The following is a 12,854-nucleotide window of genomic DNA, read 5'->3' on the forward strand; positions in this document are numbered from 1 at the left end:
TACTTCAATTTTGGAATTAAAAATCAAGTGTTACGTGGAAGAATATCCTTCTAGGTGTAGGATAAGGCGCTATGTCCACATTATTATCAACCGATCTGGCTCCGAAAGTAGAAGTCTCAGGATCATAACCTTCGTATTTTGTAAACAAGAAAACATTATTGGCTGAAACTCCTAGTTTTACATTTTCAAGGTACCCACCAAAAGCACTAGCTACACTTGCCCTCGGTACGGTATAATAAAGACCAATTTCCCTCACTTTCACGAATGATGCATCCTGAACCCATCTTCCTGCGTTGTTGAATGGCGCTGGAGGTCTTTGTCTACCATTTGGAATCCCGTCTCCATCATCATCATCAAACCAACCATTTGTCGTACCACCACCATCTGATAAGAATGAAGTAAGGTTTATATTGTCTCCACCTTTTCTCCAATCCAATAGGAAAGAAAGTTCAAGGTTTTTCCTTATACTAAATGTATTGAAGAATGACATATTGAATTTCGGCTGTGCATCTCCCCAAAATGTAAATCCTCCAGGATTGTCTGGATTGGCTGGGGTACCTACAATTGATGTAGGAGGATATCCTTCAGCATATAGGAATGTACCAAGTCCTGAGCCAAATGCACCCAATATATAAGTCGGGATGTCAAGCCTTGTTATCAAGGCTCTATTTTGCCAATACAATGCCCTAGAGAACCATTTGAATGAAGATTTTTCTACGATTGTACCAGATATTCCCAACTCAAAACCCTTGTTTTGCAATTCTGCCTCGTTGCTTGGTGTAATATTAACACCTACAGAAGGAGAGAGATTTAGGTTTTGGATGTTATTCTGGGCATTTTTGATGTAGTATGTTGCTTCTATACTCAACCTATTATTGAACAAACTTGCATCTACTCCAAACTCAAGCTCAGTTGCTGTTTCAGGTAAAATGTTTTGGTTTCCGAATTGATTTGAAACTACAGATCCCAAAAGACCTCCAATATTGGCTCCCTGTAATGGTGTGTAGATACTTCCAAATGCTACTGGACCAGCCGTTTCTCCATAGGCAATTCTTGGTTTCAACTGATTGATCACACTTGAATTGAAGAAATCGAAATTGGCAATGTTCACAGCCAAAGATGCTCTTGGAAACGAATATAATTTGCTATTGTCACCACTCAATGAAGATTTATCCCATCTTATACCGACTGTACCTATAATCTTGTCATCCCAATTTGCTTCTTGCTGCAGAAACACACCTGCTTCTTGGATTTCACTTACAAAATGTTCATTGATCTCTTGGACTGTAGCCTGTCTCAAATTCGTTTGACCAGGGACAAGTCCTCTTCCTCTATTGAAAAGGGAACTGTTTCTAAAATCCAGACGGACCATACCAGCCTGAGAGTTCATATTTACACTTCCTAAGTTCCAGTTGTACACCAAAGCCGCCTGAAAGTTTGAATTAAAACTTTCTTGTTTTCCCAATAAAAGATCTCCAGGATTGGCAGATGCTACCTGAGATTGTAAAAATTCAGGAAGATAAACCATCGTAGAATTTTGTAAAAAATCCAAACCACCGGCAATACTTGCCTTCAAGAAGCTATTGCTTGTTTTTAGCAAGTCGATGTCTAAGTTAAACGCTTGGACAAATCTATTTACTTCAGATGTGTTGATTGCATTATCTGTCAAAGCAACCGGATTTTCTGCAAAGTATGGGTTTGTTGGATAAACGCCATTTTCAGGTCTCAAATCAAAATAATTAGGCACATATGCAATGCTATAGCCGATACTTGCTCCAGAATTGTTTTGATTTCCTGTAAAACCACGATCTGTTTTTGAATTGATATAATTCGAAGAGACCGACATTTTGATTCTATCACTTATTTTATGGTCTATATTCGCACGGATTGAATAACGGTCAAAACCAGTGTTTTTTACTGTTCCGTCTTCTGAAGTGATGTTTCCGGAAATAAAGAATTTGGTCTTTTCTGTACCACCAGTGATGTTCATTCTTGTATTGCTGAGCAAAGCTGTGTTGTTGTAAAAATAGTCTTCATAATCTATTCTATCACCTTGCCTAAACCTTTCTAATTCTGTAGCTCTTCTTAGTCTATTTGCTTCACTGTCTCCAGACCAGAAGAAATTGATTTTCTCTTCACTCCACTCATCCACTCCTAATAACCTAAGTGGCTTGGCAAATCCTATATCTTGGGATAATGATACCCTTGTTTTGCCTTCAGATCCCCTCTTTGTAGTGATGATAATTACCCCTGCATTTGCCCTTGTTCCATAAATTGCAGCTGCTGAAGGCCCTTTCAGGACTTCAATAGTTTCTATATCTGCTGGATTAAGGTCAGCTAGTCTATTTGCTCCATCATCTTGATTGGCACCACCAGCACCTGAAACGGCTGCCCTACCAGTCCGTTGGAAGGAATTGTTGATATAGACTCCATCAAGAATTATCAGTGGTTGGGATGCACCCGACAAACTTGATATACCTCGCAGTTGAATAGAAAGACCACCTCCTGGTGCACCACCATTTGATCGGATAGTTGCTCCCGCTACTTTACCATAAAGTGCTCCGTCTGTAGTCTGTACAGTTGTAGTTCCCGTCAGGTCTTTTGCAGAAACAGAGGATACTGCATTGGCCAAATTGGAACGCTTCACCGATGACGCCAAACCTGTAATCACCACTTCCTCCAAATTGGTAGCGTCTTCTTTCAATGCAATTTGCAGGTTCGTGTAAGTAGGGCTTACTGTAATACTCTGACTTAAATAACCCAATGAAGAGATTACCAATACTGCTTCATTATTGCTGCTGATGTTTAACGTGAATTTGCCATCAAGGTCAGCAACAGATCCAGTTGTGGTATTCTTAACCAAAATGTTAGACCCGATTAAGGGTTCTCCTGTTCGACTGTCAATCACGGTACCCGTAACTGTGTATTGTGCAAATGTCCATCCCACAGAGAGGAAGAAAAGCACCAATACAGCCGAGAATTTGTAAGTTTTTCTCATATGTAAGTATTTAATGAAACTTTGATTTAAGTAAATATATTAAAAAAGATTATTCTAAAAAGGCAAAATTATATTTAATTACAATTCGAGTTTTTACAATAATTATATAACCTTAATGATCAAACTAAAAAATTATAATAATTTCAATCGTTCCATATATTTTTCAGGAATTATATTCAGTTTTGTTACTAAAAATACATTCAATCTTTCCAAAAGATCAAGTATCCACAATAGCGTCAAAATGTAAATTTTCACATTAAATCCTACGGATAACACTAATTGGTTATTAGTCGATTAGCTATCTGTGTACAAATTGATTTAAGACATAACATTTTGTTGGGCTAAGTGAATAAAATTGGAGTAAACAAAAAAAGAGAACCTAAGTTCTCCATTTTTTATTTCAATTTATCAAAACCTATAGCCTTGTCAACTTTTCAATCTTTTAAATACAAGTGCTGTCCTATTTGGTAGATAAATCTGAATCTTATTATCATCATCTGTCCAATAAGATATTGAAGTATCGATTCTTTTGAAACCTCCAAAGTCATTGTCATCTGAATTAAGGACGATAGAATATTCTCCAGCTTCTGGAACTGTTATTTCATAGCCAAAATATGAATGACTGATATTGAAACTAAAGACAAAAATCAAATCAGCACGTTCATATACCAAAATTTTCTTTTCTGGATCGAGAAACAATTGCTTTGCATGAGCTGATTTCAAGGTTTTGGTATCATCGATTAACTTGATCATTTGCTTATCCCATTGACTCAAAAATTTATATTTCAAATCTTTATTGTCTGCCAATGACCATTGACGTCTTGCATATTGGTAACTCCAGTTATTTCCTTCTCTTGGAAAATCAACCCATTCTGGATGGCCAAATTCATTTCCGATAAAATTCAGGTAACCTTCGCCACCAAGGCTTATTGTGATTAGTCTGATCAGTTTATGAAGTGCGATACCTCTATCGACGACCAAATTTGTTTGGCCAACGGCCATACTGAAGTACATCTCTTTGTCCATTAGCCAAAAAGCTATAGACTTATCTCCTACCAATGCTTGGTCATGGGATTCTGCATAGGCTATCGTTTTTTCCTTTTTCGGTCTATTGGTCAGCTCGTGCCACATCTCAAACATATCCCAGTGCTCATCTGGTTTGTGTTTCAAGGTTTTGATCCAAAAATCTGGAATTCCCATAGCCAATCTAAAGTCAAAACCTATTCCTCCTTCTTCTGGAGGGCGACTTAGGCCTGGCATTCCACTAACTTCTTCAGCTATAGAAATCTGATTTTCAGAATATTCATGAATCAAAGTATTAGCCAACTGCATATACAAGACTGCATCTTTATCCACTCCTTCGTCGAAGTATTTTTCGACTTTATCAAAATCAGTGTGTCCATGATGATGGTATAGAATAGAAGTGACTCCATCAAATCTAAATCCATCAAAATGAAATTCTTCCATCCAATAGAGTATGTTGGAAAGTAGAAATTGCTTTACCTCAAATTTTCCGTAATCAAACAATTTTGAATCCCAACCTTCATGGTATCCTTTTGGACCGGGATGAAAGTACTGATGATCAGAGCCATCAAATTCATTGAGGCCTTCATTTATATTTTTGACTGCGTGGGAATGGACAATATCCATGATAACAGCGATACCCATTTCATGGGCTTTATTGATGAGGTATTTCAATTCCTCCGGTGTTCCAAACCTAGAAGTTGGCGAGAAAAAGTTAGAAACGTGATAGCCAAAAGATCCGTAATAAGGATGCTCCATAATCGCCATCATCTGAATAGTATTGTACCCTCCATCTTTGATTCTTGGAAGGATGTTTTCAGCAAACTCAACATATGTTCCAACACCTTCCTTTTCCTGAGCCATACCAATGTGACATTCATATATTATTGGTTGTGCTTTGTTACTTTTAGCAGAAAAATTTTTGTCAGTCCACATGAAGTTTTCCTCTGGAAACCACAATTGACCTGCAAAATCATGGTTTTCAGAATCTTGCTCCACACGCCTAATGTAGGCAGGAATTCGATCATATGCACCGTTATCAGCCTCTACATGAACTTTTACTTTTCCTTCATGTCTTATTTTATCTTTGTATTCGTCAAAGGGCAAGAATATCTCCCAATCTCCCCTATAATTTCGCTTCATTGGATGACTGTATCTATTCCAATAATTGAAATCACCCATGAAAAATAAGTTGTGAGCCAATGGAGCCCATTCTCTATAAACCCATCCATTTCTAAGTTTTTCAAAATGAATTCCATAGTATTCATGGGCTTTGGAAAATTCCAATATGCTACCACTGAAAGAAACAATTTCTTTGATGGCAGAATGATACCTTTGATAACGCTTATAAATGTCCTGCGAATGTCCTTCTAGCCAAGATTCATCTTGTACTAAAGGAAGAATAATAGGGTCTTTCACAAAAATGTTGTTTTATTTAATTCTAAATTAGAAAAAATTGATTTTCTATCCACGAATTATTTTGTATTCCTTCAATAAAAAAATAATATGAGTATCCGCAATGTTGCACGTAGGGTAAGAAGTACCTTTATAAGTTGCGGATACTCGTCAGCAGACAACAGCTCACAGTCAACAGAACCACAAATCGTTCATCCAACAACCCATTGTTTGGCTACGTGCAAGAAAGCGGATAGTCATAAAAAATAATATAAGAGTATCCTCAATATTGTAAGATGGGTAAGAAGTAGCTTCGTAAGTTGCAGATACATGACAGCCAGCTAGGAATTAAGATAGATATACTTTGGAAGGAATGGCTTTCGATTAGATCAAGATCCAGCGTATAAAATAACATTTCAATAATGCTAAAATAATCCTTCAAAGTAATAATTCACCTAGTTTTGCATCAGTAAAACTTTCTTCATAAGGTCTAGAAAAACTAAAGCGGATCGAAAATTTCGATCCGCTTTGTTATTTTTTCCTATTCAATGACATCAAGCTAAACATCCAATTTGGAAGTGGCTTTTCTGCTTTTCTTTGTTTGAGGCTATAAAACCAACCCCATTTTTCCATAATTGGGATTTTGTGGGTTTCCACAAATTCTATTAAGGTTCCATCAGGGTCTTCACAGTAAGAAAAATGACCAGCAGCTTTTCCCATATCAAAGCTATTACTGCTATCAACAGTAAATGGAAATCCAGCTTGCTCACATTTTTTTTCCAATTGTTTCATTCCAGTGACATCAAAGCAAACATGGATAAAACCTAAATCCCCCCAATCCCTATCAGCGAAAATTTTCTTTGGTTCTTTATCTTTTAATTCGAAAAGCTCTATTTCCGTCTTACAAAGCAATCTGCTGAACGCGCCTACCCTATTTTCCAATCTATTGATCAATACGCGTCTGAATTTCTCTTTTCCACCAGGTAATTGAACTAAATCTTCAAAAGTATCTGTTTGATCAGATTTAATGGAAGTGTATCCCAATATTCCCTGATACAATTTTAGTGCTTTTTCAATATCTCGAACACCGATTGTAACACCAGCTACACCACCAGTATTATCTTGGTTCAACTTAAACCAAGAATTACTTTCTATCATTTCAAAGATATTACCATAGGGATCTTTGACATAAAAATGTGATCTACCACAAGGAGATTTTACAGGTTTTGATAAAATTTCTACTCCTTCTTTCACAAAGAAGTCATAAGTTTTTTGAATATCTTTAGTCCTTATTTTTACTGCAAAAATCCCCAAATCACCCAAACCCATTTCAAAACCCAAAGCAATTGGGGTCTTTTTGGTATATTGCCAAATTTCAAATCCTCCACCTCCTTGCATATTCAAAGCCAAAATAGCGTAACGTTCTTGGGCCTTTCCTGAAGTATATTTTGTCATCAAATTGGCAGTAGCTGCATCTTCAAAAACCGGTACATCCATCTTAAAAAATTTCCTGTACCATGCCCATGCCTCTTTTGCATCAGCTACACCAATTCCAACTTGCTGTATTCCTGTGATTATAGGTAAATTTCCGTTATTTTGACTCATATTCAAGCAATCGATTACTCAACGATATTTTAACATTTTTGTATATACTGATTTGAGGGTATCAGGTGGTTTTTTGAAATAATAAAGTGAGAAAACAGTTAGATTTGCCAACTGAACTTTCAACCATGAATTGGTATCATATTTTCTAGCTGAAACCACTATGCTTTTAGGCAAAACTCGAAAATTGTATCTTTTCTTTATTCTGCCTACAAATTCAAAATCTTCCATGATGGTATAATATTCATCAAAACCACTCAAAGATTCAAATACATTTTTTTCAATAAATAGCGTCTGATCGCCTCCTCCTGCCAATATACCATTAAATCTTGTAAACCAAGCATTCATTTTTAGCAAGATTTTTTGGGAATCAAACCTATACCTGTAGCAACCGGCATTTATTCCTTCCCTAACTGCTTGAATAATATCCTTTTCAAAATCAGTATGGATAATTGTATCTGCATGAACAAAATAAAAAATTCCACCAGTGGCTGACTTTGCTCCTAAGTTCATCTGAGCTGCCCTGCTTTTTCTTTGAGAAAGCAAAACCTTTGCCCCCAAGGATTTTGCAATCAAAATAGATTTGTCAGTACTACCAGCATCTACAACGATTACTTCTAGATCTCCTTTTGACTTTTTGAAAATTGAAGGGATTAGTTTTGCTAAATTTTCTTCCTCATTAAAAATAGGAATGATAATACTGATTTTCACCTGCTTCTAATTTACTTATCGATTGGCACAATTCGTTATGTTATCTAATAGCCTTTAGCTTAACTTATGTTTCAGAAAACTCTAACTATTCACTTTTCAGAAATATTATAATTCTCAAATAAAGAGTCGAATGGCAGGTCAATAAATCTATAATTTATTTCCTCTTGATGACATAGTTCTTGATCGGGCTTTCCATTATCGCTTTATCAAATTTTCCATTGACGTAATAGAACTTATTCCTATTGCCATTCACATTGACTTCATAATGATCCTTCTTTTTTACAATGGTAGAAGGTAAACCATAATTTTCCGCCATAAAAAGCTTATGATTTGTAGGTTCTTCAAAATACAACATCGCTGAACTATAATGAAGTGGATGATTGACGACTGTATCCTTTTCGTATTTATAACTGGTAGCTTCTATGACATATTTATCCTTAATCCATTGAATATCTGAAGCAAAATCACCTTTATTCGATTTGGTTTTTGCCTTCGCATCGATTAATTGTGTTCCTTTGAAATGGGAATTAATGGAATATTCAACATTTACCTTTCCAAAAAACCAAAATCCTACTTCACTGCTAATGTCGTAATAGGTTTCTTCTCCTTTTACGGTTTTTATGGCTTCCATTTCTCCAATGGAAAATCCTGCTACCGTAACATCAAATTTTATTTTTTCTTGAGCTATCACTAAACGTGAAGTTACAAATAGCAGGACGATCAGAATAAGTTTGGTTTTCTTCATAGGAATAAATAAGCAAGAGTTAGGCTTACAATTTCCTAATTTTTAGATCAACAACAACCCCCTCCATCATAAAAATTTGTGGATTCAGAAATATATATATCTGATCTACCTAGATTTTTGATAGCTTGAGCAGTTTTATCACACACAGAAAGCGGTTGGTTTTGCATCAAAACATGACCCTTTTTGTCATCAAAAAACTCTTCTGAACCATAATATATTGCTGCCTTGCCTGTAAATATACAAGGACCATCAGCAGGCATTGGATCTTTGATAGCACATACTTCTACACTTTCGAGGAAAATCATCTCTGCTGTATCATAATGTCCAGGGTCCAAAACTCTGTATGGTCTTTTGGCTCTGATCTCTACGGTTCCAAAACCTGCATTAGTGATCATTTCTAAATACTCCTTCAATGAAAGCGATCCACTTAGACACAATGCTCTCAATCTATCATCATTTCTCAATGATTCAGGCATAGGCTGCTCTGTCACAGGATCACTCAAGACTAATCTTCCGTGAGGTTTCAAAACTCGATACATTTCCTTCAACGCAAGTGCTAAATCTTCTTTGGTGAATATATTGAAAAGGCAATTTTGAGCAGCTACATCTATGCTTGAATCTTCAATAGGTAATGCTAAAGCTGATCCTTTTCTTATCGAAACAAAAGATTTGTCAAACCAATCATTTTCTTTTTCTGCTATTACCAGATTGTCTTTGCAGGCTTGAATCATTTCATCGACTACATCTACTCCTATGACACCATCTTTTTTTCTGGAAAAATAAGAGAATTGAAGAACCTCCATTCCACCTCCAACCCCTACGTACAAGATATTAGGATCATTGACTAAATCCCTGAAATGAACAGTGCTTCCGCATCCATAATTCATTTCCTGCATAATCTTTGGGATTTTCAACCCCGGAAATTGCCAAATTGGCGTAGTGGTACAACATAACCCTACATCAGGTTTGAGTGCTGCGTCTCTATAGACGTCAACAGTTGCATCTAAATAATTACTCATAAAGTTTGTGAAGTTAAATTTTTGAACCTTTCCCAATCAGTTTCATTATCGATGTCCGATAACTTTTCAAGAAGTGAGAAAGTTAGATTTTTTTGGTGCAATCTTTCTATTGAATCTTCCATTACTTTGGAATGACTCCAAGTCATGTTTTCAAATAAAACTGACGTAGCTTGATTCATTCCTAAAAGATAATATCCTCCATCCAGTGCCGGACCAAATACAACATTTGTACGACCTAGTTCAATGTATGCTTTTTGAATTAAATCTGAGGAAATCTCCGGACAATCTGTCCCAATGATCAATGCCTTGTCATATCCTTTGAGAAATACTTCGTCAAATGCATTTTTCATTTTTGAACCTAAGTCAAAACCGTTTTGGACACGTAAATGCACATCATCTGCAAATACCTCATCTAAACTAGACTCGAGGTAATCGCTGAAATAAATAAAAACATCAATACCTTCTAATTGATTGATCATTTTGTAGGTATGCTGAAGCAATTGGAGGTATACATCCAATGCTTGATGTTCGCCAATCGTTGCTGCCAACCTTGTTTTCACTTTACCCAAAACTGGATTTTTCTGAAAAACAATTAGAGCCAATTTATTTTCAGCCAACATTATGCAGTAGCTCCTCCACAGCTTGAACCAGCTCCTGCTGTACAACCGAAGCAGTGTTGTTTCAAAATGATTTCTCTCTCTACCAAGGCTTTTTGGTTCCATTCAGAAATATGTTGGCTTGAAGTTGCATCTACTTTCAACTCCAACATTTGATTGAAATCACAATCGTATAAAAATCCATCCCAACCAACTGAAATCGTATTTCTACACATTACATTTGCTGCTGCTACAGGGTTGTATGCTTCCAATAATTTCTCCATGTAGTTATCGAAATTTTCGGATCTAAGCAAATATTCCAAAAATCTACTGATTGGAAGGTTTGTGATGGTAAAAAGTGAATTGAATTCTATTTCATAACCATTTTTCAAACGTTTTTTAAATTCATTTTCCAAACCACTTTGCTCTGCAGGAAGAAAGGCCCCAGAGGGATTGTAAACCAAATTCAACTTCAATTCAGAATCTTCTTTCCCGTAACCTGCATCATTGAGCATTTTTAGTGCTTTGATAGATTTTTCAAATACCCCATCCCCTCTTTGGGAATCAGTCTTTGTCGCTGTAAAATATGGTAAGGAAGAAACAACTTCTAATCTGTGTTTCCTATAAAATTCAGGCAAATCATGATACTTAGGGTTAGCAAGAATAATCGTTAGATTACATCTCACTATAATTTCAATATCTTCACTGATTTTACGGATTTCTTCTATAAACCACCTGAATTCCGGATTCATCTCTGGAGCCCCCCCCGTTAAGTCTACAGTTTTTATAGTACTGTTTTTGATCACATTCAGACACTGATTCATTGTTTCTTTTGTCATGATTTCTTTACGATCAGGTTCAGCATCTACATGGCAATGTTTGCAAACTTGATTGCACATTTTGCCCATATTTATTTGCAAAATATCAATTTGGGTTGGTTTTAGTGGAAAAAGATCAGATTCAGATAGTTTGTCAGCAAACTTTACTCCATTTACAGGTGCATCTAAAACCTCTAATTCGTAGGCAATTTTTGAAAGTGGGTGTTGTTGTGCTTTGAGTGATTTCATTTGTTTAATTTATGGAGCTAAGATTACATAGAGATCTCTTTGACCTTATTCATCATTTGAGTGCTGTGTACTAGGGATGCACCGCCTCTAATGGCGGCGGCCACATGAACAGCTTCCATCATTTGTTCTTCATCGCATCCTTTTTCCATAGTATCTACTGTATATGCATCGATACAATATGGACATTGGATTGCATGTGCTACTGCCAAAGCAATCAGGGATTTTTCTCTAGCTGTCAAGGCTCCTTCTTTGAACACTTCTCCATAATACTCGAAAAATTTATCCGCCATTGGCTTTTGGAATTCTCCAATTTTTCCAAAATTCTTTAGATCGTCGGGATTGTAGTAAGTTTTCATTTTTTGTCTTTTATTGATTTACGTATTAATAGTTTTGGATAGATTTATGTTCAAACTTAATTTCGGAAATTAAAGAAAATTATTCGGAAAATTAGAACATTTCAAGATTCAATTGACAGTTTAGAAAATAGTATAAGAAATTTCCATTAATGTAATTTTGATTTTCTAATTAATTGATCAAATTGGGTTTTAATTCATAAATTTCTGACATTAATAAATTTTCAAAATCCATAATATTTGTATGCAGATTTACTCAATTATTACAGGATCTGGTAAATATATTCCTGATATCGTAGTTAAAAATGAGGAATTTTTCAATCATCAGTTTACTAATGAAAACGGCGAAGTATCCTCAAAGCCAGTTCCAGATATTGTAAGAAAATTTCAAGAAATAACGGATATTGAAGAAAGAAGATACCTCAGTCCGGAATACAATACTTCGGATATGGCATTTTTTGCTGCTGAAAAAGCGATAGAATCTGCTCAAATCGATCCCGAAACATTGGATTATATAATTGTAGCCCACAATTTTGGCGATATCCTTCATAATAATATCAAATCGGACATGGTTCCTACTTTGGCTTCAAGGGTAAAACACTTGCTGAAGATAGCTAATCCCAATTGTGTTGCATATGATTTACCTTTTGGGTGCCCAGGCTGGGTTCAAGGTGTCATTCAGGCAAATTATTATATCAAATCGGGTGATGCAAAAAACATATTAGTGATTGGCTCGGAAAACCTTTCTCGGATAGCAGATCCACATGATGTCGATAGTATGATCTATTCAGATGGTGCAGGAGCTGTAATCCTTCAAGCAAAAGAATCAAATTCTCCAGTTGGATTATTGTGTCATAAGACCAGAACAGACACATTGAATGAAGCACATTTCCTCAAAATGGATATTTCGTACAATCCTGATTTTGGAAATGACACTCTTTTCATGAAAATGAATGGTCGGAAATTGTATGAATATGCATTGAACACAGTTCCACAACTGATCAAAGAAACGATAGAAAAATCTGGTGTTCCATTGGTAAATATCAAAAAAGTGCTAATCCATCAAGCCAATGCAAAAATGGATGAAGCTATCTTACAGAGAACTTTCAAATTGTTTGAAGTAGAACTTGCTGATTCTTCCCAAATTATGCCAATGACAATTTCTAAGTTGGGAAATAATTCAGTAGCAACTGTTCCTATTCTTTACGACAAAATAATGAAAGGTGAATTGGAAGGTCATGAAATCTCGTCCGGTGACCATCTTGTTTTTGCTTCCGTTGGGGCGGGGATGAATGTTAATGCTTTTGTTTACTTGGTACCATAAGGTAAATTGCTGAATCAAAAA

The 12,854-nt window shown here is 35.9% G+C and carries 10 protein-coding genes; 1 reads left to right on the top strand and 9 read right to left on the bottom strand.

The genetic code is table 11. The annotated features are described in order from the left end of the window. Positions 1-16: 16 nt before the first annotated feature. The 9 genes from MM236_RS02565 to MM236_RS02605 all read right to left on the bottom strand — a co-directional run bounded on the left by MM236_RS02565 (position 17) and on the right by MM236_RS02605 (position 11,512). Positions 17-2,998, bottom strand: a complete 2,982-nt coding sequence (locus MM236_RS02565; protein WP_241273367.1) for a SusC/RagA family TonB-linked outer membrane protein — start codon at positions 2,996-2,998, stop codon at positions 17-19. Between the two features lie 426 nt (positions 2,999-3,424). Further along, positions 3,425-5,440 carry an alpha amylase C-terminal domain-containing protein gene (locus MM236_RS02570; protein WP_241273368.1) on the bottom strand — a complete coding sequence of 672 codons (2,016 nt, stop codon included), beginning with the start codon at positions 5,438-5,440 and terminating at the stop codon, positions 3,425-3,427. Between the two features lie 507 nt (positions 5,441-5,947). After that, positions 5,948-7,021 carry a VOC family protein gene (locus tag MM236_RS02575; RefSeq protein WP_241273369.1) on the bottom strand — a complete coding sequence of 358 codons (1,074 nt, stop codon included), beginning with the start codon at positions 7,019-7,021 and terminating at the stop codon, positions 5,948-5,950. 18 nt (positions 7,022-7,039) lie between these two features. Further along, entirely contained in the window at positions 7,040-7,729 is a 690-nt protein-coding gene (locus MM236_RS02580; protein ID WP_241273370.1) for a TIGR04283 family arsenosugar biosynthesis glycosyltransferase, read from the bottom strand. Positions 7,730-7,883: 154 nt separating this feature from the next. After that, on the bottom strand, positions 7,884-8,474 hold the full coding sequence (locus tag MM236_RS02585; RefSeq protein WP_241273371.1) for a DUF6134 family protein: 591 nt from the start codon (positions 8,472-8,474) through the stop codon (positions 7,884-7,886). A 47-nt stretch (positions 8,475-8,521) separates the two neighbouring features. Beyond that, positions 8,522-9,493: an arsenosugar biosynthesis arsenite methyltransferase ArsM gene (arsM, locus tag MM236_RS02590; RefSeq protein ID WP_241273372.1), complete on the bottom strand. Its 972-nt coding sequence runs from the start codon at positions 9,491-9,493 to the stop codon at positions 8,522-8,524. Beyond that, positions 9,490-10,113, bottom strand: a complete 624-nt coding sequence (locus MM236_RS02595) for a TIGR04282 family arsenosugar biosynthesis glycosyltransferase (protein ID WP_255742321.1) — start codon at positions 10,111-10,113, stop codon at positions 9,490-9,492. The genes arsM and MM236_RS02595 overlap by 4 nt, the downstream gene beginning before the upstream one ends. After that, entirely contained in the window at positions 10,113-11,156 is a 1,044-nt protein-coding gene (gene arsS / locus MM236_RS02600) for an arsenosugar biosynthesis radical SAM (seleno)protein ArsS (protein ID WP_241273373.1), read from the bottom strand. The genes MM236_RS02595 and arsS overlap by 1 nt, the downstream gene beginning before the upstream one ends. A gap of 23 nt (positions 11,157-11,179) precedes the next feature. Beyond that, a complete protein-coding gene (locus MM236_RS02605; protein ID WP_241273374.1) occupies positions 11,180-11,512 on the bottom strand; it encodes an arsenosugar biosynthesis-associated peroxidase-like protein in 333 nt (110 codons plus the stop codon). Between the two features lie 241 nt (positions 11,513-11,753). Between MM236_RS02605 and MM236_RS02610 the strand changes: the two genes are divergently transcribed. Next, complete coding sequence (locus MM236_RS02610; protein WP_241273375.1) at positions 11,754-12,833, top strand: 3-oxoacyl-ACP synthase III family protein; 1,080 nt, start codon at positions 11,754-11,756, stop codon at positions 12,831-12,833. The last annotated feature ends 21 nt before the right edge of the window (positions 12,834-12,854 follow it).

The sequence above is a fragment of the Belliella calami genome (assembly GCF_022549695.1).
GTDB lineage: Bacteria > Bacteroidota > Bacteroidia > Cytophagales > Cyclobacteriaceae > Belliella > Belliella calami.

Coding starts and splice junctions, on each gene's coding strand:
- MM236_RS02565 (WP_241273367.1), bottom strand. CDS start 2,998: ATGAGAAAAACTTACAAATTCTCGGCTGTATTGGTGCTTTTCTTCCTC.
- MM236_RS02575 (WP_241273369.1), bottom strand. CDS start 7,021: ATGAGTCAAAATAACGGAAATTTACCTATAATCACAGGAATACAGCAA.
- MM236_RS02585 (WP_241273371.1), bottom strand. CDS start 8,474: ATGAAGAAAACCAAACTTATTCTGATCGTCCTGCTATTTGTAACTTCA.
- arsM (WP_241273372.1), bottom strand. CDS start 9,493: ATGAGTAATTATTTAGATGCAACTGTTGACGTCTATAGAGACGCAGCA.
- MM236_RS02595 (WP_255742321.1), bottom strand. CDS start 10,113: ATGTTGGCTGAAAATAAATTGGCTCTAATTGTTTTTCAGAAAAATCCA.
- arsS (WP_241273373.1), bottom strand. CDS start 11,156: ATGAAATCACTCAAAGCACAACAACACCCACTTTCAAAAATTGCCTAC.
- MM236_RS02605 (WP_241273374.1), bottom strand. CDS start 11,512: ATGAAAACTTACTACAATCCCGACGATCTAAAGAATTTTGGAAAAATT.
- MM236_RS02610 (WP_241273375.1), top strand. CDS start 11,754: ATGCAGATTTACTCAATTATTACAGGATCTGGTAAATATATTCCTGAT.